This is a genomic window from Corynebacterium sp. HMSC071B10, assembly GCF_001814825.1.
In the GTDB taxonomy this organism is placed as follows: Bacteria; Actinomycetota; Actinomycetes; order Mycobacteriales; family Mycobacteriaceae; genus Corynebacterium.
In genome coordinates this window covers 144,284-166,365 of record NZ_KV818024.1, presented here as the reverse complement: position 1 = coordinate 166,365, position 22,082 = coordinate 144,284, and the positions used below count along the sequence as shown (strand labels likewise).

At 65.3% G+C, this 22,082-nt stretch carries 21 protein-coding genes; 12 read left to right on the top strand and 9 right to left on the bottom strand.

Annotated elements, in window-relative coordinates:
- Positions 1-90: 90 nt before the first annotated feature.
- From HMPREF2990_RS11090 to HMPREF2990_RS11070, 5 genes are all read right to left on the bottom strand, one after another.
- On the bottom strand, positions 91-771 hold the full coding sequence (locus tag HMPREF2990_RS11090; RefSeq protein WP_038588584.1) for a methionine ABC transporter permease: 681 nt from the start codon (positions 769-771) through the stop codon (positions 91-93).
- Complete coding sequence (locus tag HMPREF2990_RS11085) at positions 768-1,799, bottom strand: methionine ABC transporter ATP-binding protein (protein ID WP_070764668.1); 1,032 nt, start codon at positions 1,797-1,799, stop codon at positions 768-770. The genes HMPREF2990_RS11090 and HMPREF2990_RS11085 overlap by 4 nt, the downstream gene beginning before the upstream one ends.
- Entirely contained in the window at positions 1,799-2,689 is an 891-nt protein-coding gene (locus HMPREF2990_RS11080) for a MetQ/NlpA family ABC transporter substrate-binding protein (RefSeq protein WP_070764667.1), read from the bottom strand. Before HMPREF2990_RS11080 ends, HMPREF2990_RS11085 begins: the two co-directional genes overlap by 1 nt.
- Positions 2,690-2,718: 29 nt before the next feature.
- Complete coding sequence (locus HMPREF2990_RS11075; protein WP_070764666.1) at positions 2,719-3,612, bottom strand: MetQ/NlpA family ABC transporter substrate-binding protein; 894 nt, start codon at positions 3,610-3,612, stop codon at positions 2,719-2,721.
- 69 nt (positions 3,613-3,681) lie between these two features.
- Entirely contained in the window at positions 3,682-4,734 is a 1,053-nt protein-coding gene (locus HMPREF2990_RS11070) for a helix-turn-helix transcriptional regulator (protein ID WP_070764665.1), read from the bottom strand.
- Positions 4,735-4,822: 88 nt separating this feature from the next.
- Between HMPREF2990_RS11070 and HMPREF2990_RS11065 the strand changes: the two genes are divergently transcribed.
- The 4 genes from HMPREF2990_RS11065 (at position 4,823) to HMPREF2990_RS11050 (ending at position 10,657) form a co-directional block, all read left to right on the top strand.
- On the top strand, positions 4,823-5,380 hold the full coding sequence (locus HMPREF2990_RS11065) for a mycothiol transferase (protein WP_070764664.1): 558 nt from the start codon (positions 4,823-4,825) through the stop codon (positions 5,378-5,380).
- A gap of 33 nt (positions 5,381-5,413) precedes the next feature.
- A complete protein-coding gene (locus HMPREF2990_RS11060; RefSeq protein ID WP_070764663.1) occupies positions 5,414-8,551 on the top strand; it encodes an error-prone DNA polymerase in 3,138 nt (1,045 codons plus the stop codon).
- Positions 8,552-8,843: 292 nt separating this feature from the next.
- Positions 8,844-9,293, top strand: a complete 450-nt coding sequence (locus tag HMPREF2990_RS11055) for a PH domain-containing protein (protein ID WP_070764682.1) — start codon at positions 8,844-8,846, stop codon at positions 9,291-9,293.
- Positions 9,290-10,657: a PH domain-containing protein gene (locus HMPREF2990_RS11050; protein ID WP_070764662.1), complete on the top strand. Its 1,368-nt coding sequence runs from the start codon at positions 9,290-9,292 to the stop codon at positions 10,655-10,657. The genes HMPREF2990_RS11055 and HMPREF2990_RS11050 overlap by 4 nt, the downstream gene beginning before the upstream one ends.
- Here the strand turns inward: HMPREF2990_RS11050 and HMPREF2990_RS11045 are convergent.
- Entirely contained in the window at positions 10,654-11,619 is a 966-nt protein-coding gene (locus HMPREF2990_RS11045) for a S1 family peptidase (protein WP_070764661.1), read from the bottom strand. The genes HMPREF2990_RS11050 and HMPREF2990_RS11045 overlap by 4 nt on opposite strands.
- A gap of 103 nt (positions 11,620-11,722) precedes the next feature.
- Between HMPREF2990_RS11045 and HMPREF2990_RS11040 the strand changes: the two genes are divergently transcribed.
- Positions 11,723-12,367 (top strand): MOSC domain-containing protein, encoded by a 645-nt coding sequence (locus HMPREF2990_RS11040; RefSeq protein WP_070764660.1) that lies wholly within the window; start codon positions 11,723-11,725, stop codon positions 12,365-12,367.
- A 114-nt stretch (positions 12,368-12,481) separates the two neighbouring features.
- On the opposite strand, the gene HMPREF2990_RS11035 is transcribed toward HMPREF2990_RS11040, so the two are convergent.
- Positions 12,482-12,952 carry a tRNA (cytidine(34)-2'-O)-methyltransferase gene (locus HMPREF2990_RS11035; protein ID WP_070764659.1) on the bottom strand — a complete coding sequence of 157 codons (471 nt, stop codon included), beginning with the start codon at positions 12,950-12,952 and terminating at the stop codon, positions 12,482-12,484.
- 23 nt (positions 12,953-12,975) lie between these two features.
- Between HMPREF2990_RS11035 and HMPREF2990_RS11030 the strand changes: the two genes are divergently transcribed.
- From HMPREF2990_RS11030 to HMPREF2990_RS11000, 7 genes are all read left to right on the top strand, one after another.
- Positions 12,976-13,839 carry a bifunctional methylenetetrahydrofolate dehydrogenase/methenyltetrahydrofolate cyclohydrolase gene (locus HMPREF2990_RS11030; RefSeq protein WP_210399984.1) on the top strand — a complete coding sequence of 288 codons (864 nt, stop codon included), beginning with the start codon at positions 12,976-12,978 and terminating at the stop codon, positions 13,837-13,839.
- Between the two features lie 4 nt (positions 13,840-13,843).
- Entirely contained in the window at positions 13,844-14,161 is a 318-nt protein-coding gene (locus HMPREF2990_RS11025; protein WP_083317157.1) for a DUF3017 domain-containing protein, read from the top strand.
- 71 nt (positions 14,162-14,232) lie between these two features.
- On the top strand, positions 14,233-15,075 hold the full coding sequence (locus tag HMPREF2990_RS11020; protein WP_141757890.1) for a CYTH domain-containing protein: 843 nt from the start codon (positions 14,233-14,235) through the stop codon (positions 15,073-15,075).
- Positions 15,063-16,070: an ABC transporter ATP-binding protein gene (locus tag HMPREF2990_RS11015; protein ID WP_168167147.1), complete on the top strand. Its 1,008-nt coding sequence runs from the start codon at positions 15,063-15,065 to the stop codon at positions 16,068-16,070. The genes HMPREF2990_RS11020 and HMPREF2990_RS11015 overlap by 13 nt, the downstream gene beginning before the upstream one ends.
- Before the next feature lie 60 nt (positions 16,071-16,130).
- Positions 16,131-17,192 (top strand): ABC transporter substrate-binding protein, encoded by a 1,062-nt coding sequence (locus tag HMPREF2990_RS11010; RefSeq protein ID WP_070764656.1) that lies wholly within the window; start codon positions 16,131-16,133, stop codon positions 17,190-17,192.
- A 47-nt stretch (positions 17,193-17,239) separates the two neighbouring features.
- Positions 17,240-18,931 (top strand): ABC transporter permease, encoded by a 1,692-nt coding sequence (locus HMPREF2990_RS11005; protein WP_070764655.1) that lies wholly within the window; start codon positions 17,240-17,242, stop codon positions 18,929-18,931.
- Positions 18,932-18,940: 9 nt separating this feature from the next.
- Positions 18,941-19,600, top strand: a complete 660-nt coding sequence (locus HMPREF2990_RS11000; protein ID WP_070764654.1) for a metallophosphoesterase — start codon at positions 18,941-18,943, stop codon at positions 19,598-19,600.
- Here HMPREF2990_RS11000 and HMPREF2990_RS10995 read toward each other — a convergent pair.
- On the bottom strand, positions 19,588-20,736 hold the full coding sequence (locus HMPREF2990_RS10995) for a homoserine O-acetyltransferase MetX (RefSeq protein WP_070764653.1): 1,149 nt from the start codon (positions 20,734-20,736) through the stop codon (positions 19,588-19,590). The genes HMPREF2990_RS11000 and HMPREF2990_RS10995 overlap by 13 nt on opposite strands.
- On the bottom strand, positions 20,737-22,059 hold the full coding sequence (locus tag HMPREF2990_RS10990) for an O-acetylhomoserine/O-acetylserine sulfhydrylase (protein ID WP_070764652.1): 1,323 nt from the start codon (positions 22,057-22,059) through the stop codon (positions 20,737-20,739).
- Positions 22,060-22,082 lie beyond the last annotated feature (23 nt).

The window sequence follows — 22,082 nt, the reverse complement described above, 5'->3', positions numbered from 1 at the left end:
TCGTGGCGCATCCACCGCATGATCGGGCCGGGGATTTTTGGGGATCTTCGTCATGCGGGTTTCGTCAAATAGCGCCAAGGGCACCAAAACCTACCGGCGCATGACCTTCTTCGACAGCACGTTGCCCAGCAGCTGCGCGAGCTGGACGATGAGCACGATGACGATCACGGCCGCCCAGGTCACTTGCGGCTCGAACTGGCGGTAGCCGTAGACGATGGCGAAGTCACCAAGACCGCCGCCGCCGATGTAGCCGGCCATCGCGGACATGTCGATCACGGCGATGAAGATGAAGGTGTAGCCCAGGATCAGCGGGCCGAGCGCCTCCGGCAGGATGACCGAGGTGATGATCTTCCACGGGCCCGCGCCCATGGAGCGGGCCGCCTCGATGACACCCGGGTCGATCGCCACCAGGTTCTGCTCCACGATGCGGGCCACGGTAAACGTGGCGGAGAAACACATGACGAACGTGGCGGCGCCGCGGCCGATCGTCGTGCCCACCACGGACAGCGTGATGGGGTAGAGCATGGCGATCATGATGATGAACGGGATCGGCCTAAAGAAGTTCACGGCGATGTTGATGATCCAGTACACCGGGGAACTCTGCAGGATGCCGCCGGGCCGGGTGGTGTAGAGGAAGATGCCGAGCAGCAGGCCGAAGATGCCGCCGACGACCATGGTGATGCCCACCATCCACAGGGTGTCGCCGATGGATTCGACAAAGGTGGGGCCGAGGCGGTCCCAGTTGGGCTCGGCGAGGATCATTTCGTTCATCGGGTGATCTCCTCAATGTCGGTGGTGGACTGCAGGGTGTGGAGGAACTCGTTGATGGCTTCGTTGTCGCCGTTGAGGCGCACGGTCATCTTGCCAAAGGAGTGCGACTGCAGGGTGGCGATGCCGGCGTGGACGGGCTGGATGCTCACGCCGGCCTCGCGGGCCTTGGATGCGGCACCGAAGAAGCCGGAGTCCTCGGAGAGGTCGACGGTGAAGAGGCGGCCGGGTGCGGCGTCGAGAAGCTCTTGTGCCTCGATTTCGTTGGGGGTGTTGCGCAGGCTGGTGGCCACGAAGCGTTGCGCCACGGCGGTCTGCGGGTCGGAAAAGACCTGGTAGACGCTGCCGTATTCGACCACTTTGCCGGCCTCCATGACGGCGACCTTGTCGGCGATGGAGCGGATGACGTCCATCTCGTGGGTGATGACCACGATCGTGATGCCGAGCTCTTCGTTGACGCGCCGCAGCACCTCGAGCACTTCTTGGGTGGTCTCGGGGTCGAGGGCGGAGGTCGCCTCGTCGGCAAGCAGCAGCGAGGGGTTGGTGGCCAGGGCGCGCGCGATGCCGACGCGCTGCTTCTGCCCGCCAGAGAGCTGCTCGGGGTAGTTCTTGCCGCGCTCGGATAGGCCAACGAAGTCGAGCAGTTCCTCGACGCGACGCTTGCGTTCTTGCTTATCGACGCCCGCGAGCTTCAATGGGTACTCAATATTGCCAGCGGCAGTACGCGAATTGAAGAGGTTGAACTGCTGGAAGATCATGCCGACGTTGCGGCGGATGCCGCGCAGTTGGCGTTCGGACTTGCCGACGACGTCGGTGCCGTCGAGAAGCAACTGCCCGCCCGTGGGGGCATCGAGGCCGTTGATCAGGCGGACCAGCGTGGATTTGCCGGCACCCGAGTAGCCGATGACGCCGAGGATCTCGCCCGGCTCAACGGTGAGCGTGACGCCGTCGACAGCGGTGACTTCGCGGTTGCCGGATTTGAAAACCTTGGATACGTCCCGGAACTCGATCCGGGTGCCGGTAGCTGGCATTACTTGTACTCCTCCACAAGCTCATCGAGGATTGTGTTCAGCTCCTCCGGGGAGCGCTTGACCTGGACGGCGGTGCCGTTGGAGTCCTCGTTGAGGGCCTCGGTCACCGCGTCGGACTGCCACGCCTCGACGAGCTTGGCGTAGGTCTCGTTGTCCACGTCCTCGGCCTTGACGGTGAAGACGTTGATGTAGGGCTCTGCGAGCTCCGAGTTCGGGTCGTCGGCGGCCACAGAGGACGCCGGGTCGATGCCGCCGCGCTGCAGCCAGTTGTTGTTGATCACAGCCGGGCGGCCCTCGTTGTACGCGTTCGGCGTCTGGGAAGCGTCGACTGCGACGACCGTGACCTTGGAGGCGGCCTCGTCGATATCGACCGGGGTCGGCGTGAGCTTCGGCGTGCCCTCCTTCAGCGTGAGCAGGCCAGCCTGGACCAGCACGTTGATCGCGCGGCCCTGGTTGGACGGGTCGTTCGGGATGGCCACTTCCTGGCCCTCGATGCCGTCGAGGGAGTCGTGGTCCTTCCAGTACAGGCCCAGCACGTTGATCTCGCCGGAACCGATGATGCGCAGATCCTCGCCGGAGTCAGCGTTGTACTGTGCCTGGTAGTTGATGGTCTGGAACTTGGAGACCTCCATCTGGCCCTCGACGTGCGCCGGGTTGACCTGCGGGTACTCGGAGAAGCGGACGATATCGAGGTCGATGCCGAGCTTCTCCGCCTCGTCCTCGAAGGCGGTCCAGGCCAGCATGTCGGCGTCCGTGGTGCCGATCTTCACGGTGACGGCGTCGCCGTCGGCGCCGTCTGCCTCAGTGGAGGAGTCGGAGGAGCAGGCCACGAGGCTGGTCGTGGCGAGCACGGAGGCCGCTGCGGCGGCAAGGATACGGTTGAAGCGCATGTGGTGTGTTCCTTCGCTCAGGGGAGGGGTTACTTCTGGTCCTGCAGGCGCTGCAGAATGTCGTTGAGTTCTTCGGCCGGGCGGGTGACCTCGACAGCGGTGCCGCGGGAGTCCTCCTGGACAGCCTCGGTCACGGCCGGGTCGTGCCACAGCTCAACCAGCTTGGCGTAGGTCGGGTTGTCCTTGTCCTCGGCGCGAGCGGCGAAGACGTTGATGTAGGGCTCGCCCTGCTCGGAGCCCGGGTCGTCCTGGAAGATGGCGTCGCCCGGCTCGATGCCAGCGCGGTCCAGCCAGGAGTTGTTGATGATCGCCGGGCGGCCCTCGCCGTACGCCGACGGGGTCTGGGAGGCATCCACCGGTACGACGGAGACCTTGGACGCCTCAGCGTCGATGTCCACCGGAGCCGGGGCGAGCTCGTCTGCGCCGTCCTTCAGCTTGAGCAGGCCAGCCTGGACCAGCACGTTGATGGCGCGGCCCTGGTTGGTGTCGTCGTTCGGGATGGCGATCTCTTCGCCCTCGATGCCGTCGAGGGAGTCGTGGTCCTTCCAGAACAGGGCCAGCGGGTAGATCTCGGAGGAGCCGACGATCTGCAGGTCGTTGCCGGAGTCCGCGTTGTAGGACGCCAGGTAGAGGATGTGCTGGAACTTGTTCAGGTCCAGCTCGCCCTGCGCGAGCGCCTCGTTGACCGGGGCGTAGTCGGAGAACTGGACGATGTCCAGGTCGATGCCCTCTTCTGCGGCCAGGTCGGAGAAGACGGACCAGGCCTTCTGATCGGCGTCGGTGGTGCCGATCTTGACGGTGATGTTCTCGTCGCCGCCTGCCTCGGTGTTGGTGGCGTCGTCCGACTCGCTAGAGCAGGCGACAAGGCTGGTGGCGGCAAGAGCGGAGGCCGCGATCGTGGCGATGGTGCGCGAGATACGCATGGAGTCTCCTTTAAAACTTTTAGGGAATCTATGACGGGTAAAAACCTAGCACCTGATGTACCGCTTAGTCTATTTTTGCGGGATATTGTTTACCAAGCTGTCTATCCCTGCTTTGGAATTGGGGTCGTGCGTCCCTGCGTGAGCAGTGTTTACTTCGGCATCGTGCGCGTCTGCTGCAATGCGGCGCAGCGCGTCGCGCAGATTGTCTGCTTCGGGGCTGGCGTCCAGAAGTAGGTGAGTGTCTAAATCGCGACATACCCAGAGCAAATGCCATGCAAGATCGTCCCAGTTCGGCGCACCGGTGACGAAGCGCGAACCGTGATCGGTAGCTTCTATCTCCGAGCGGTACGCGGAGGGGATACGGGCGGCGACCTCTTCCGGTGCTGCTGCGAGCTGGACGCGAGCCGCACAGCGGAATCTTTGTGCGATATCGACGCTTAAGGCTGGGGGTGGGGCTGCGCGAGGGGTAAACGTCCAGGTGGTGACGTGGAGGTTGGTGATTCGGTCAAGCCGGAACGTGCGCCAATCGTTGCGGCCTCTGTCGAATGCTTGGAGGTACCAGTACTCTCCCTGGGTCAAGAGCTTGGTTGGCTCAACCTCGCGCTCCGTCGGGTTGGCCGACGGCTTGTGGTACGTAAAGCGCACCAGTACGCGATCCCGGAGCGCGTTGGTGAGCTGCTGGAGTAGCTTGAGATCGCTTGTTCGTTGTTGCGCGGCGGAATACTCGTGATGGAGCGAGGCCGAGGCCTCTTCGAGGGTATGTGTGATGGCTCGCAGCCGCGGCGGCATGACGTGGTCGAGCTTGGCAAGGGCGCGGAGTGCGGCCTCGCCAAATTCGTCGGTGCCGGAAAGTGCTTTCATGCGCAGGCTGGCGACGAGCGCGATGGCCTCGGAATCGTCGAGTAGCAGTGGCGGCAGATGTCGACCTGCGCCGAGCTGATAGCCGCCGTCGAGGCCGCGGCTCGAATGGACTGGATAACCGAGGTCTCGCAAACGGGTGATGTCTCTGCGAATCGTGCGTTCCGTGACGCCGAGTTCCGCTGCGAGCTTGTGTGCCTGCCAGGTGGTGCGCGCTTGCAAGAGTCCGAGGAGCTGGAGGACTCGCTGTGTTGTATCCGCCATTGCTCTATTGTGCTTCACGCTCCGGACAAAAACTGTCCGGAAAGCACTCTAGGGTAGCGGTGTCATCGTTCGACAGAAAGGAATCCTGATGTACTTCCCATGCAAGGACAATGAGTTGGATACGCTGTGCAACTACCTCGACGTGCAACTTGATGCGGTCCGTGCCAGCGCCTTTGGGCTTGACGACGCTGCTGCGCGCCGCACGCCCCTGCGTAGCGGTCTGAGCATCAGCGGCATTCTCAAGCACGTCACGTTTGTGATGGCGCAGTCGCTTTTTCGAGCCGGCAACGAAGAGTACAAAAATGAGGCTGCTGATTTTGCCTCGAGCTTTGTGCCAGCCGAGGGGGAGACGCTGGAGGCGTTGCTGGAACGTTTTGATGCGGTGCGCACTGAATTTATGGAGATGAGTCGTGGCGGCGACGTGGAAGCGGAGCTGCCTGTCGGCCCCTTCCCTTGGTACGGCATGGATGAGGCGCGTCCGGCGAAGCTGCGCTACCTCTATGTGCACTACGTGGAAGAATTTGCGCGGCATGCGGGACATGCGGACATCATTCGCGAGGAACTCGATGGTGCGCAGGCGGCTGAGCTCCTTGCCGCAGCCGAGGGGTGGGAGCCTAACGAGTACGTCACCCCCTGGGGTAAATAGCACGAAGGTTCGAAGCCTGTTAACGTTTCGAACATGCGATTCAATGGAGGTGCGCCACTTTCGTGGTCCAAGCTGGAGCGGATCCTCTCCGGCAAGGAGACGGCTGCACCCGTGCCGGTGCAGCATACCGCGCCTGCCCATACGCGGCAGCACGCGCCAAACACCCCACGCGTCCCTTTCGCTGAGCTGCACGCCGTGAGCGCCTACAACTTCCTCTCTGGCGCGAGCGAGCCGGAGGAGATGGTCGCCCGGGCCGCCGAACTGGGGGTCGAGGCGCTTGCGCTGCTGGACCGGGACGGCTTCTATGGCGCGGTGAAGTTCGCCGAGGCCGCGGCAAACGCCGGGATCGCCACCGTGTTCGGCGCGGAGCTGACCTTGGACGATCGCGTCCTGCCCGTCATCGCGCGCGGGCCGGAAGGGTACAAGCGCCTGTCGCACCTCATGGCGGACGCGCACATGGCGACACGCGAAAAGGACAAGGTGGCCTACCCACCGCTGGAGCTGATCGGGGAAGCGCTCGGTGGCACGTGTGTCGCGCTGGCGGGCTGGCAGTGGGCGGAAGAACGCGGCGCGATGGACCGTCTCGTCGACGCCTTCGGCCAGGACAACGTCGTGCGCGAGTACGAGGTTTCCATGACCCCGCAGGACGCGGAGCGCCACGAGCTGTTGGACCGCTACGACGCGCTTCCCGCGATCGTCACCGCCGCCCCGGGTGCGGCCACCCGGGAACAAGCGCGCCTCGCCCAGGCCAAGCGCGCGCTGGCCAGGCGCGACTCGCTCGCACAGGCGAACGGGCACCTGCACCCGATGGGCGCGAACTGGCTGCGCTCCGGCGAGCAGCTTTTACGCATGCTCCCGGGCTGCGAGTCGAAATTGGCCTACACGCTCGAGCTTGCTCGAGCGTGCGCGTTCACCCTCAACCTGGTCGCCCCGGAGCTGCCGCGCTTTGCCACCCCGGACGGGCGCAGCGAGATGGAGCACTTGCGCGCGCTCACCCTCGCCAGCGCGAAAATGCGCTACGCCGCCTGGCCCGAGAACGTGCGCACAAAAGCGCTCGCGCAGATCCGCTACGAGCTGGACGTGATCGAGGAGCTGAACTTCCCCGGCTACTTCCTCATCGTCCACGACTTCGTGGAGTTCTGCCGCCGCGAAAACATCCTGTGCCAGGGCAGGGGCTCGGCAGCGAATTCGGCGGTCTGTTTCGCGCTGGGTATTACGAACGCAGAGCCAATCTCGGCCGGGCTGCTCTTCGAGCGCTTCCTGTCCCCGGACCGGGAGGGCCCGCCCGACATCGATATCGACATCGAGTCCGGCCGGCGCGAGGAAGTCATCCAGTACGTCTTTGCCAAGTACGGGCGCGATAACGCCGCGCAGGTAGCCAACGTGATCACGTACCGCCGCAAGGGCGCGGTGCGCGATGCGGCGCGTGCGCTGGGGTACGCCCAGGGGGCTGCGGATGGGTGGGCCAAAGGGGTGGAGGAGGTGCCGCGTGGCGTCGATAAGCTTGCGGCGCAGTTCGAGGGCCAGCCCCGCCACTTGGGCATCCATTCGGGAGGCATGGTGATCTGCGACCGCCCGATCGCCGACGTGGTACCCGTGGAGTGGGCGCGCATGGAAGGCCGCTCGGTGGTGCAGTGGGACAAGGACGATTGCGCGTCGGCCGGGCTGGTGAAGTTCGACATGCTGGGCCTGGGCATGCTCGAGGCGCTGCATCACATGATCGACCTCGTGCGCGACACCACCGGCCGCGAGGTGCGCCTGTGGGAGCTTTCGCTTGACGACGCCCGCGTGTACGACATGCTCTGCCGCGCCGATGCCGTCGGCGTCTTCCAAGTCGAGTCGCGTGCCCAGCTGAGCACGCTGCCGCGGCTGAAACCGCGCGTGTTCTTCGACCTGGTCGTCGAGGTCGCGCTGATCCGCCCCGGGCCGATCCAGGGAGGGTCCGTCCACCCCTACCTGCGCAGGCGTGATGGGCTCGAACCTGTGGAATACGACCACCCGGTGCTGGAGAAGTCGCTGGGCAAAACGCTCGGCATTCCGCTGTTCCAGGAGCAGCTCATGCAGGTCGCCGTGGACGCCGCGGGCTTTTCGGGCCGGGAGGCGGACGCGCTGCGGCGTGCGATGGGCTCGAAGCGCTCGCCCGCGAAGATGGCGGCGCTCAAAGCCCGCTTCTTCCGCGGCTGCTGGGAGACCAACCAGATCGGCGAGGAGGTGGCGGAGAAGCTGTGGGCCAAGATCGTCGCCTTTGCCGCCTACGGGTTCCCGGAGTCGCACTCGCAGTCTTTCGCCTCGCTGGTGTACTTCTCCGCCTGGTTCAAGTGCTACTACCCGGCGCAGTTCTGCGTGGGGCTTCTGCGCGCGCAGCCGATGGGCTTCTATTCACCGCAGTCGCTGATCCAGGACGCGCGGCGCCACGGAGTGCGCGTGCTGCCGGTGAGCGTGAACGAGTCCGGGTGCCAGGCGCGCTGCCTGGATAACGAGACGATCCGGGTGGGTCTCAACCTGGTGCGCGGCTTAGGGGAGGCGGCCGCCGAGCGCATCGAGGCCGCCCAACCTTTCAGCGGGATCCCGGACCTGTCGCGCCGGGCGGATTTGAAAGTGGAACAGGTCGAGGCCCTGGCGCGCGCCGGGGCGCTGGACTGCTTCGACGTGGACCGCAGGCAAGCACTGTGGCAGGCCGGCGTGGCCGCGACCGAGCGCGAGGGGATGCTGCCCGGGCTCTCCGCGATCAGCGCGCCCGCGCTGCCGGGGATGAACGCCTTCGAGCTGCTCGCCGCCGACGTCGCCGCAACTGGGGTGACCCCGCAGATGCAGCCGATGGAGGCGCTGCGCGACCAGCTGCAGGCCGCGGGGATTGTGCGCGCGGCGGACTTGAAGCGCGTCGAAGACGGCACACGCGTGCGCATCGCCGGGGTGGTCACGCACCGGCAGCGCCCAAACACGGCTCAGGGCCTGACCTTCTTAGGCATGGAGGACGAGACGGGGCTGCTCAACGTGATGGTCTCACCCGGTTTGTGGAAGAAGCAGCGGGTGCTCGCGCGCACGGCGCGGGCACTGATCGTGCGCGGGATTGTGCAGAACGCGACGGGTGCGGTCAGCGTGGTGGCCGACAAGTTCGAGCCGCTCGAGCTGGCCGAGTGGTTCTCGCGCGGCTCGCGTGACTTCCGGTAGAGGAGCGGTGTCGTAAACTCGTGAATATGGAGCAGGGGCAGCGACCGGATGCACGGGAATACATTTCTGCGCTCGAGGCGGAAGCAGAAGCAGTACGCCGAGGAGAGATCGAAACTGTTTCCCTAGATGAGCTTGAGTCTGAGTGCAGTGTGTACAGCTGAAAGTCCATCAGCCCTAACATCACCGACTCGCAGCAAGACCAAGCGAGGTCTTTGGTAGGTTGACCACCATGTCAACCACCCCGCTCACACCAGAACCCGCAGCCCCGCAGCTGCCGACATCCGTGGAGCAGATGCACCGCGTCTCGCCGAAACTGATGGTGCCGAAGCTAGTCTCCAACACGATCTGGGCGCTGATCGTGCTGGGCTTTTTGGGCTTCGCCTGGTGGAAGTGGGGGTGGGGCTGGGCCATCCCGCTCGGGGTGTGCGCGGTCTACTTCGTCTGGCAGTACTTCCTCATCCCCTTCCAGGTGCGCAACATGGGGTGGCTGGAAACAGAGGATGACCTCGTGCTCAGCAAGGGCAAGATGTGGCACACCATGACGGTCGTGCCTTACGGGCGCGTGCAATTTGTCGACGTCACCTCGGGCCCCATCTCCCGCGCCCTGGGGCTGAAGAAGCTGGAGGTCAACACGGCATCGACGACCTCGGATGCGAGCCTGCCCGGCCTGCCCGCAGCAGATGCGGACGCGCTGCGCGACCGCCTGGCTGTCAAGGCGCGCGAACGGATGAGCGGCCTGTGAAAGAGCACCAGTATCGCAGAGTCCACCGCTTAAGCCCGCTTTTGCGTGTGTGGGCGACGCTGCTTGCGTTGCTTGCCATCGCCGCGTTCAACTTCACCATGCCCATCTACAACTGGCTGTCAGAAGGGGAGTACGGGCTCACCGCGGCCGCGTGGGCGCTCGGAGCCGTCGTACTCGCCCTACTGGTGATTCTCGGAGTCTCGCAGCTGTGGTGGGCGCGCACCGGGTTCCGCGTGGACGACGAGGAAATCGAGATGCGCCGCGGCGTGCTCACCACGCAGATCCGCACCGCGCGCTACGACCGCGTCCAGGCCGTAGACATCGTCGAGCCTTTCGCCCCGCGCCTGTTCGGGCTCGCCGGGGTGCGTATCGAGGCGGCCGGCGGCGCGCAGGCCAACATCGAGATCGCCTACCTTCCGCGCGCCGAGGCCGAGGCGCTGCGCAAGGAGATCCTCGCGCGCATGCAGGGCCAGGACCTGCATGACAACCTTGACGATGCCACCTTCGACGTCCCCACCGCAGCACCCGCGCTCGTCGATCCAATCCCGATCAAGCGCTCCCTAGCCGCGGCCGCACTGCAGTTTTCCACCCTGTTTACGGTGGCGTGGGCGACCATCCCGGTCTGGTCCGGCCTGAGCATCGCCGCGGTCGTGCCGGTGCTGGTGAGCTTCGTGCCGCAGATCTGGCGCACGATCGACCAGTCGTGGCGCTTCCACGCGTCCGTCGACGGTGAGGTGATCAACTTGACGTACGGGTTGGCAAATCGGCGTCGACAAGCAGTGCCCATCGACCGCATCCACGCAGTCCAACTCAAGCGGCCGATGCTGTGGCGCGCGTTCGGCTGGTGGCAAGTGACGGTCACGCTCGCCGGCTACGGCTCCGAGATGAACAAGGCCTCGGGCACCTCCAAGCTGCTGCCGGTGGGCACGTACGCGCAGGCCGCGCAGGTCATCGACGCGATCGGCCCGCTTACCGCCGCAGAACTCACCAGGCCTGCGGCAGACGACGCGACGTTTGCAGCAAGCAGCCCGCGCAAGGCCCGCTGGGTCTCGCCGGTGGACTGGCGGCAGCAAAGCGTCACCGTGGACAGCGTCCGCGGCACAGCGCGCGTGACCTTCGGGCGGCTGACCCGCCGCTTCCAGGTAGTCAAAATCCCGCACATCCAGGAGCTCACCTACAAGCAAGGCCCGCTGCAGCGCCGACTCGGCCTCGCGCACGTGCGCTTCGACCTCGTGCCCGGCGCGGTGCGGATGACCGCGCGCGATGTAGAAGATGCGCAGGCTCGCTCGCTTGTCGACGCCCTGCGCACCCGCACCCTGCCCGCCCTGGAACCCGCGGACGTACCGGACGCTCCTGCCGATTAGCCGTGGATGGTCAGGCCCCAGTATTCGATGGCGCTGCCGATCTCCATGGCACCCACGAGGGTCTTGTTGGAGTCGGAGACATTGGAGTTGACGCCGACGGCCCACACGCCTGAGTTATCGACGGCGAAGATCGCGCCGCCGGAGTCACCGCGGTCGGTGATGCTGCGGAAGTAGAACAGGCCGTTGTTACCGACGCTGTCGAACTCGCCGCAGGAGTAGCCGGTGGTCGCACCCAGGCGGCAGATCATCATGCCGCGGGCCTGCGCTTCCTGCGGGGTTATCCAGCCGCGTAGCGGCAGGTCGACGGGGAGCGTTGAGGAGTACTGGGCGTTGCCGGTGAGCTCGATCAGCCCGATGTCCGCGCCGATGACGCTGCCGTCGGCGGCCTGTTCCAGGTAGGATTCCACCATTTCACCTGCGTACGCCCAGTTGCCCTGGGAGTCCTCCACATAGAACTGGTCGCCGCGCCCACCGCAGTGGCCCGCGGTGATGATGAAGACGCGCTCGCCCCGAGACGCCAAAAAGCCCGTCGAGCAGTTCATGTTCCCTGTCTCGTTGTAGATCCTGCCGCCCGGCACGACCCCGCCGGGTTGCTTCAGCCATTCCCAGTCGACGGAGTTGTGGTAGTACACGCCCCGGTTGTCGTCGCGGCCGCTTTGCCCGGAGGAGTCGTTGCGCGGGTCGATGACCTCGCGCTGGATCGGTGGCTCCGCGTGCTGGCTGGGGTAGCTCTGGTGGTCCTGGTAGTCCGGCTCCGTCTGGTAGTGCGACTGCTGGGTGGCAGTGGTGCTGGGCTGTGGCGTGTAGGAGTCCTGCAGCATGTCCGCAATTTCTGACACGGCCGCGTCCTGCTCGGCTCTGTAGGCCTCCAAGTCAGCGTCGGAGGAGTCCCCGCAGGCTACAAGCAGCGCCGAGGTAGCAAGTGCGGCGATCAGGCGGAAACGTGGCGCGGGAGAATGCATGGCGGGGCTCACTTGGGTGTGTCGGTCTGGGAACAGGAAAAAATTCTAACAGTTGCATGAAAAAGCGATGGGGCGCTGCTGAGCGCAGGTAGCCTTGGCCAGCATGAACCGTGTACTGAGCGTGAATATTGCCCGCCCACAGCCAGACCCCGGCGGGGCGCCGCGGCAAAGTGGCATCAATAAACAGCCTGCCGAGCGCCTCGATGTCGTTGCCCCGGGGCCGAACTACGGCGACGGCAGCGGTGTGGTCGGCGATGTTATCGGCGACACCGCCCACCACGGCGGCGCCCAGAAGGCGGTCTACGCCTTTAGTCGCGAACGCCTCGACTGGTGGGGCAACCAATTGAGCTACCCGCTGGACAACGGGATGTTTGGTGAAAACCTCACCACCGAAGGCATCGACTGGACCGCGGTGCTGATCAACCAGCGCTTCCGCATCGGCGAGGTAGAACTCGAGGTCAGCGTGCCCCGGACTCCGTGCCGTACCTTCGCGGCGTGGATGAGCGAGCCGCAGTGGATCAAAGCCTTTACCCGCAGCGGGGACTGCGGCTGCTACTTCCGCGTGAACAAGGAAGGCACAATCGCGCCGGGCGACACGATCGAAGCACTTGACGAGCCCGACCACGGCTTCACCATGGGCGAGGCCTTCCGCGCGAAGATGGGGGACAAGGAGCTTTCCCGGCGCCTGTGGGAGCTGCGCATCATGCCGCCGCTCTACCAGGAGCGACTGGATGCTCGGTTTGGGTGAGTTTTAGGGCGCGGCCCGTGAAGAATCCGACGTTGGAATTTTACCCGGAGCTTCCGACCAGCGGAAACGTAAAAAGGGTAGGAAAGCTATGTAAAATCTTTCACGGCTTTCCGCTTACACCCCGCCCGCGAACCCCATCTGCCGCCAGGCCTCAAACACCGCGACGGCCGCGGAGTTCGACAGGTTCATCGAGCGCCGGCTCGGCAGCATGGGGATGCGCACCTGGTCAGTCACCTTCGGGTGGTGGCTGTGTGCCTCCGGCATCCCGGTCGGCTCGGTGCCGAAAAGTAGCGCGTCGCCGTCCTGGTAGGCCACGTCCTGGTAGTAGGAGGTGGCTTTCGTCGTAAATGCGAAGATGCGCGCCTCGCCGAGGGCGTCGAAGCAGGCGTCGATATCCGGGTGGATCTGCACATCGGCGAGGTCGTGGTAGTCCAGGCCCGCGCGCTTGAGATGCTTGTCATCAAAATTGAAGCCGAGTGGCTCGACCAGGTGGAGCACCGCACCTGTATTGGCGCAGAGCCGGATGGCGTTGCCGGTGTTGCCTGGGATGACGGGGTTATCAAAGATGACGTGAAGTGCGCACACACCGACAGTCTAGGATGGGGTGCGTGACTGCGATCAAATTGGACGGAAAACTCTACCGCGAGGAGATTTTCGCGGACCTGAAGACCCGCGTCGCTGCGCTGAAGGAGCGCGGCGTCACCCCGAGCCTGGCCACCGTGCTGGTGGGCGAGGACCCGGCGAGCCAGAACTACGTGCGCATGAAGCACCGCGACTGCGAGGAGCTCGGCATCGCTTCCATCATGAAGGAGCTGCCCGAGGACACCACGCAGGAGCAGCTCGAGGAGGTCATCCGCGAGCTGAACGAGGATGACGCTGTGACCGGCTACATCGTTCAGCTGCCCCTGCCGAAGCACCTGGACGAAAACCGCATTCTCGGTCTTATCGACCCGGACAAAGACGCCGACGGCCTGCACCCGGTCAACCTGGGCAAGCTCGTCCTCAACGAGCCGGCCCCGCTGCCGTGCACCCCGAACGGCTCCATCAAGCTGCTCGAGCGCTTCGGCGTCGATCTGAACGGCGCGATCGTGTGCGTCATCGGCCGCGGCGTGACCGTCGGTCGCCCGATCTCGCTCATGCTCACCTCCCGCAACGTCAACGCCACCGCTGTGCTCTGCCACACCGGCACCAAGGACCTCGCCGCCGAGACGCGCCGGGCCGACGTCATCATTGCGGCAGCAGGCAAGCCCCACATGATTACCGCAGACATGATTAAGGAGGGGGCCGCGCTTCTCGACGTCGGTGTCTCCCGCGTCGACGGCAAAACCGTCGGCGACCTGCACCCCGATGTCTGGGAGAAGGCTGGTTGGGTCTCCCCGAACCCGGGCGGCGTCGGCCCGATGACGCGTACCTTCCTGGTCCGCAACATCGTGGAAAGCGCCGAGCGCGCCGCAGGGCTGACCGAGGCCTAGGTTCGTGCTCTCACTCGACAACCCCCACGACCACGGCAACCCGCCCTCGCCCCTGCCAGAAATGGTGCAGTGGGCGCTGGTGGCGTTGTTTGTCGTGGGGTTTGTCGCTTCCGGGCTGTTCGCGGCCACGGAGCACTGGCGCCGCGCCACCTTCACGCTGGGGGCGTCGATGCTGTGGCTGGCGGCGCTGCGCTACCTGTGCGACTCGCGCATCCTCGGCCTGCTCGCGGTGCGCTCACGCAAGGCCGACGCGGCGTTCTGCACGCTGTGCGGGCTAGGGATGGTCACGCTTGCGTGGACGGTGGACTCGCTGGGGTCTTAAGCGGAAAGAATTTACATAAGCTTCACATCTAATTTGAACGGAAGTTACATTGGCTGCCTAACGTCATGCCGGTGTTTTTCAAGAAGAAACGGGCAATCCCCGCGCTAGCTGTTTGTATCGCGTCGGTGCTCTGTGCTGCGCCGGACGCGGATGCTGCGGCGGTGGCAACTCCGGACTACCAGGTCAAGCTGCGATTAAGCGATGCGGCAGTCGATGCTCAAGGCAAGCCGTCTCCGCAGTTCCGTTCATACTTTGACGTGTTGAGCGAGTCCGGATCGGAACAAGCAGTCTATTTCGACACTGCCGACGGGATGCTGGCTAACCATGGATGGACGGCGCGTCTGCGGCATAAAGACGATGCGGAAAATTACGACATTACGTACAAGTACCGGCTTCCCCTGGGGGACAACTCCCTGTCCAAGAGCACCGTGGAGGACGGCTTGGAGCGGGCGCGAAAGCAGAACTTCGACTCCTCAGATACGAACTACGACGCTCAGGTCAACGCAAGCTTTGCAACGTCGACGTTGGACTTCAGTAACAAGAAAAGCGCCGCGTGTGTCACTTCGCAGTGCGAGATTCCTTCGGTAGACGACGCGGTAGCGATTGTGGCTGACCTGGAGCCTGGGAAGCTGAAGAAGGCAACGGGCACCGCGCTTGCAGCCGCTGATCTGAAGATGTCTCGTACCGTCAACCAGCAGACATGGCGAGTTGAAGTGGGAGGCATCAAGACAGACCTCGAGGTGGCCACGTTCGGTAGCCAGGTGTGGGTTGAGATTTCGGAAGAGGACACCTCCCGCAAGGATGCTATCCGCAAGCGCGAGACGCTGATCGCGGAGCTTGAAAAGGCCGGGCTGCTCGAGCACGAAGACGCTTTTAAGACAGGCACAGTCCTTGCAAGCGGGTGGCAACAGTGACGGCCGCTACGGAAACTGCGACCGCGCAGGTTGAGTTGGAGAACGTCAGGCGTGAGTTTGCTGACGGCACGGGGTTGCACGCGACGTCGATAAGCATTGCGAAGGGCGAGTTTGTCTCGATCCTCGGGCCCTCTGGCTGCGGCAAGTCGACGCTGCTGCGCTGCATCGCCGGGCTGGAGACGCCGGATGCCGGCACGATCAGGTTTGCCGGTCGCGAGGTGTTCGGTCAGAAGACGAATACCCCGGTGAACAAGCGCAATCTGTCGATGGTGTTCCAGGATCTGGCGCTGTGGCCGCACATGACGGTGGCGAAGAACGTGGAGTTCCCGCTCACCACCGGTTCCGCCAAGGTGGATGCGAAAGAACGCCAACGGCGCGTGTCGGAGGCCATGGACATGGTCAACATTTCCTCGAAGGCCGAGCAGCGGCCGAACGAACTGTCCGGTGGTCAGCAGCAGCGCGTCGCTATTGCGCGGGCACTGGTCTCGCAGCCAGATTTGCTGCTCATGGACGAGCCGCTGTCCGCGCTGGACGCGGCGCTGCGCACCCAGATTCGCAGCGAGCTGACCCGGCTGGCCTACGACCTGAACCTCACCGTCATTTATGTCACGCACGACCAGGCCGAGGCCCTGGCGATGTCGGACCGCGTCGCCGTGATGGACGCGGGCGAGGTGCGCCAGTTCGCCGCGCCGGTGGAGCTCTATGAGCACCCGGCCGATGCGTTCGTGGCCGGGTTCGTGGGCGTGACCAACACCCACGCAACGCTGCCGGACAATCGGCCCGAAAATGTCCAGGTCACGGTGCTGGAGGATGGAAAGCGCCCGGTCTCGTATCCGGAGAACTCCATCCTGGGTGAGGTCGTCGAGCGCCAATACACCGGCGGCCGGTACGAAATCCGCTGTCTTGTCGATGGAGCACCCGAGCCGTGGCTGGCGTACACCCGCGCGCCGATTGGCCGCGGCGACACCGTCCTGCTGACCGTGACCAACCCGTAAATTCACGTTTCCTCACAGGCGCGTCTGCCTGCGAAGACCAAAACTCTCAAGGAGAAGAAGATGAAGAAGTTTGCTGCCGTTATCGCAGGTGTTGCTGCGGCGCTGACCATGACCGCCTGCGGCTCCGTCGAGTCCGTCGACGAGTCCGCAGAATCCACTGGTGCCGCGCAGAGCGAAACCTCCGCCGCCAAGTGGGAGGCACCGGAAGGGCTTTCCGGCGAGCTGGACTACTACTCGGCGAACCCGCAGGGCCTGACCGACGCGCTAGTCGAGGCGTTCGAGGAGCGCACCGACGTGAAGGTCAACGTGTTTGCCGACACCACCGGCAAGATCACCGCCAAGCTTAAGGCGGAAGAAGCCAACCCGCAGGCTGACGTGGTCTACCTCGCGTCCTGGAAGGCGGCCTCCAAGCAGGCGGAAGATGGCGCGCTGGAGCCCTATAAGCCGGCCAACATCGAGAACTCCAACCCGGACTGGAACGCGCCGGACGATACCTTCCACGGCCGCGACGGTTCCGCGCTGACGCTCATCGCCAACACCGACGTCATCGACGAGGCACCGACCGACTGGGAGGACCTGGCCGACCCGAAGTACAAGGACCTGGTCATCATGCCGGATCCGCGCGAGTCGGGCACCGCGGCTGACCTGCTCGCCGCCATGGTCGCCGAGTGGGGTGAGGACAAGACCTGGGAGCTCTTTGACAAGCTCTTTGACAACGGCATGATCGTTGAGGGCGCGAACGGCCCGGCCCTGGACAAGGTCACCTCCGGTTCCAAGGGCGTCGTGCTGGGTGGCGTGGACTACTCCGGCTACTCCAAGAAGGACAAGGGTGAATCCCTGGAGATCAACCTGCCTCTGTCGGGCACCACTGTGTCCCCGCGCCCGGTCATGATCATGAAGACCTCCGACAACAAGGAGGCCGCAAAGGCCTTCGTGGACTTCATGTTCTCCGAGGAAGCGCAGGAGATCTCCGCATCCAAGTACATGATCCCGGCAAACCCGGAGGTCGAGCCGAAGGAAAGCCCGAAGCTCGCCGATATCGCGCAGATCTCTGACGACTGGGAGGCCATCTCCTCCGAGTCCAAGAACGTCCGCGAGCAGTTCGCGGAGCGCTACCTGTAAAACCCTGCGGCGCGTGATGCGCTGCCCGTGCGAGAAGCGAGAGACACTTGACGACGACCACCGCGCCGGCCACCAACCAAGCCCGCCCCACCAAGCGCCGCAGGCGCTTAAGTCTCGGCATCTACCCGGTGCTGCTGATCCTGCTTGTGCTCGTCGCCGTCCCACTTGCATCGGTACTGGTCACCGCGGTGACCGGGTATCGCGAGGAGCCCTCGGCGCTGGGGACGCTGGCGGAACCCGAGATGCTCGGGGTGCTCGGCAACACGGTGGTGCTCTCGCTGATCGTGGTGTTCTTCGCCACCCTTTTCGCTGCACCGCTCGCGCTCTTCCGCGCCTGGACGCCCATGCGCAAGGCCGAGTGGGTCGAGGTGCTCATCATGGTGCCGTTTATGACCCCGCCGTTCGCGGCCGCGATGGCGTGGATGGACTTCACCCGCGTGCGCGGCGTGGCCGAGATGCTGCTGGGCGAGGCCCTCGGCAGCCTCGCTCACGACGCGATCTACTCCGTGTGGGGCATGGGGTTCATCATGGCGGCGGAACTGTTCCCATTCCTGTACCTCATCTTGCGCAACTGCTTCGCGGGGATTCCCGCCTCGCAGCTGGAGATGGCGCAGGTGGCGGGCGCATCCCGCTGGCAGCAGTGCTCGCGCATCATCGCCCCGATGGTGATTAGGCCCTATTCGCTGGGCGCGCTCATCGTCTTCATCAAGGCAGCCGGCGAGTTCGGCACCCCGGTGACCTTGGGCAACGCGATTGGCTACAAGGTGCTCGTGTCCTCTATCTACGAGGACGTCACGATCGACCCGCTGAGCTTCTCCAACGCGGCCGCCACCTCAAGTGTGCTGTTCGCCCTTGGCGTGACCGCGTGGGCGATCCAGCAATGGGCGAGCCGGAAAGACCTCACCGGTGGTGGGCGGGCTGCGCGGCCGGTGCGGCTGCGGGCGTCGAGAAGCGCAATGGCGCTGGCGTGGATCTACAGCTTCGTCGTGTTTGCGCTTTCCGTGTTCATTCCATACATCTCGATCGTTCTGGCGGCGATGACGATTCTGCGGTCTAAGGCACCGACCCTGGACAACCTCACGTTTGACTACTTCGGGATCGTGCTGGCGATGCCGTCCGCGCAGGAGGCGCTCACCCGCTCCATCGTGCTGGGCGCGATCGGCGCGACCACAGCCGTGCTGCTCGGCCTGGCGGTCACGCTCATGACGATGCGGAAGCGCGGCGCGCTGGCGAAGGTGACCGATTTTCTCGCCGTCGCCCCCGACACGCTGCCGGGGATCGTCCTGGCCATCGGCTTTATCCTCCTGTGGAACTCGCCGAGCCTGCCGTGGACGCCGTACGGCACGCAGTTCATCCTGGTCATGGCGTTTACGGTCCTGTTCACCCCAATGGCGGTGCAGAACGTGAAAACCTCAGCGGCATCCATGTCGCCCACCATGCTCGAGGCGGCCGCGATCTGCGGTGCCACGCCGTGGCAGACCTTTGCCCGCGTCACCGTGCCGTTGCTCGCGCCCGGGCTGTTCGCCGGTTGGCTGCTTGCATTCTTCGTGGGCATCCGCGAGCTGGTGATGTCCTCGCTGATCCGCCCGAGCAACATCAACCTGCTCGCGCCCTGGATCATGAACCAGTACGACCAAGGACATCGCGCAGAGGCGATGGCGATGACGCTCATCGGCGTTGGCACCTCCACCATCGTGCTCGTGTGCGTGCGGTGGTGGCAGTCCCGCCACGCGCGTTAGCCTGGGGTAATGACCGCACCACTTCTCGTCCTCGCAGACATCCACCTCGGCCGCCCGCAGTCGGGCGCGAAGAAAACCGGCCCGGGCATTGACTGGGCGCTCGAGGCGCTGCAGCGCGGGGCGCAAGCTGGGGCGGGGCACATGGTGATGCTTGGCGACGTCATCGACCGCAAACGGTTCACAGACGCCACCTTCGACGAGGTCACCCGCTTCTTCAACCGCGCCTGTGAGCTCTTCGACACGACCGTGTTCATCGCCGGCAACCACGACGTGCACCACGACCTTTCCGACGTGATCCCGCGCGGCGTCGCGGTCGCCGGTCCGCGCCCGCAGACGTTGCGGGCAGGCGAGTGGGCGCTGCACACCGCCGCCGTCGAGGTCGACCGCGACCCGCGCCGGCTTGTGCCTTCGTTCCCGCAGCCTGTCGACGGCGCTCCCAACCTCGGACTCCTGCACTCCTCCGTCACCGGCGAGTATTCCAACAACCCTTGCCTGCCCTGCAGCGTCGCGGAGCTCGAGGCCTGTGGCTACGACGCCTGGGCGCTCGGGCACGTTCACGAGCGTCTGCAGCTGGAGGCGGCGGTGCCCATCAGCTGGGTGGGGATGGGCAGCGCGAGCCTGTGCGCCGCGCTTGACGACGCCACCGTGGACATCTCCTATATGTCATAATCCCCGCGCGTGACCGCGACGTCGTGCGCGGACGGGGTTTCGTGCGTCAGCGCGATGAAGTTGCGCAGCACGCGGTCCATCTGGCGCGCCTCCACGAGGAAGGCGTCGTGGCCGACGGGGGAGGACAGCTTCGACATTGCCAGCAGGTTGCCCAGGTTGCGCGAGAGGTGCTCCTGCTGGTGATAGGGGTAGAGGATGTCGGTGTCCACGCCGACGATCATGGTGGGCACCGTCGATGAGGCCAGCGCCTTGTTCAGCCCGCCGCGCCCGCGGCCCACGTCGTGGCGGTTGAGCGCCTCGGTGAGCGTGACGTAGGAGGCAGCGTCGAAGCGCTCGGTGAGCTTACGGCCCTGGTGCTCCAGGTAGGACTGGACGGCGAAGCGCTCGCCGTCGGCGCGGTAGGGGCCGAGTGGGTTCTCGCCGGTTTGGGCGGAGGTGCCGAAGCGCTCGTCGATCTCCATCTCGCCGCGGTAGGTCAGGTGCGCCAGGCGGCGCGCGGCGGCGAGGCCAGCGTCGGGGGAGCGGCCGGTGCCGTGGTAGTCGCCGCCTTGCCAGGCGGGATCGTGCGTGATCGAGGTGATCTGCGCGGTCTGCACGCCGATCTGCCAGGCGCTCGCGCGCGCGGACACGGCGATGACCAGGGCGTAGTCCACCTGCTCCGGGTGCAGCAGCGTCCACTCGAGCGCGCGGGCGCCACCCATGGAGCCTCCGAGGACGGCGTGGACGCGGGAGAAACCGAGCTCGCCTAAGAACCGGTGTTCGGCCTGCACCATGTCGCGGATGGACACGGCCGGAAAGCGCGAGCCCCAGGCCGTGCCGTCGGCGTCCGGGTGCGCTGAGGCTGGCCCAGTCGACCCGTAGCAGGAACCCAGCGCGTTGGTGCAGATCACGCACCACCGGTCCGTGTCGAGGGCCTTGCCCGGACCGATGGCTTCGGACCACCAGTCGGAGGCGTCCGTGTCGCCGGTCAGGGCGTGCTCGACGAGGAGGATGTTGTTGCTGCCGTGGGGGTCACCGGCCGGTTCGCCCCAGCGTCGATAAGCAATCTGCACCTCGTCGATTTGGGCACCGGCCTCGGTGTGCACCGAGCCGATATCGACGACCGCGAGCTGACCTTCCGGGGCGAGAGTGTGCATCTAGATCGCCGCGAAACCGCGCTTGAGGTCGTCGATGATGTCGGTGATGTCCTCAATACCAACCGACAGGCGGACCGTGGCCTGGCTGATGCCCGCGCGCTTGAGGCCTTCCGGGGTGGACTGCGAGTGGGTGGTGGAGGCCGGGTGGACGACGAGGGAGCGGACGTCGCCGATGTTGGCCAGGTTGGAGTGCAGCTTCAGCGCGTCGATGAACGCCCAGGCGTTGGTGCGGTCGTCCGGATCGCCCGCGACCTCGAAGGAGAGCACGGAGCCGGTGTGCTCGATGCCGAGCTTCTCCTTGACGGCCTTGTACGGGGAATCCGGCAGGCCGGCGTAGTTGACCTTGGCAACCTTTTCGTGGCCGGCGAGGAACTCGGCGACGGCCGCGGCGTTCTCGTTGTGCTTGTTCACGCGCAGCTGGAGCGTGTCCAGGCCCTGGAGCGCGACCCACGCGTTGAACGGGGAGATGGCGGCGCCGGTGTCGCGCAGCAGACCGGCGCGGGCCTTGAGCGCGAAGGCGGGCGCGCCCAGGTCGGCGTACTTCAGGCCGTGGTAGGCCGGGTCCGGGGTGGTGAAGTAGGGGAAGACGTCCTTGCCGTCGCGCTGGACGGTCCAGTCGAAGTTGCCGCCGTCGATGATCGCGCCGCCGATGGCCGCGCCGTTGCCCGTGTAGAACTTCGTGGTGGAGACCACGACGATGTCAGCACCTAGCTCGAGCGGGCGCACCAGGGCGGCGGTGGCCATCGTGTTGTCCACGATCAGCGGCACCTGGTTCGCGTGCGCAACCTCGGCCACGGCCGGGATGTCCAGCACATCCGCGATCGGGTTGCCGAAGGTCTCGCCGTAAAACGCCTTGGTGTTGGGCTTAACGGCGTCCTGCCAGCTGGCCGGGTCGTCCGGGTTGTCCACGAAGGTGACGTCGATGCCCAGGCGCGGCAGCGTGACCTGGAAGAGGGTCTCCGTACCGCCGTAGAGGCGCGGCGAGGTGACGATGTGGTCACCAGCCGAGGCGAGGTTGAGGATCGCGGCGGTCTCCGCGGCCATGCCGGAGGCGAAAGCGAGGGCAGCGACGCCGCCCTCCAGGGAAGCGAGGCGGTCCTCCAGCGCTTGCTGGGTGGGGTTGGTCAGGCGCGTGTAGATCGGGCCTGCGTCCGAGAGGTTGAAGCGGTTCTCCGCGTGCTGCGCGTCGTCGAAGACGTAGCTCGTGGTCATGTAAATCGGCTGGTTGCGCGCGCCGGTATCGGAGTCGACGGTTTGGCCTGCGTGGATGGAGCGGGTGGCGAAGGCCCACTCGTTGGCGTTGGAGTTGTCGTAGTTGCTCATGGCTCCCGACCGTAATGTGCGGT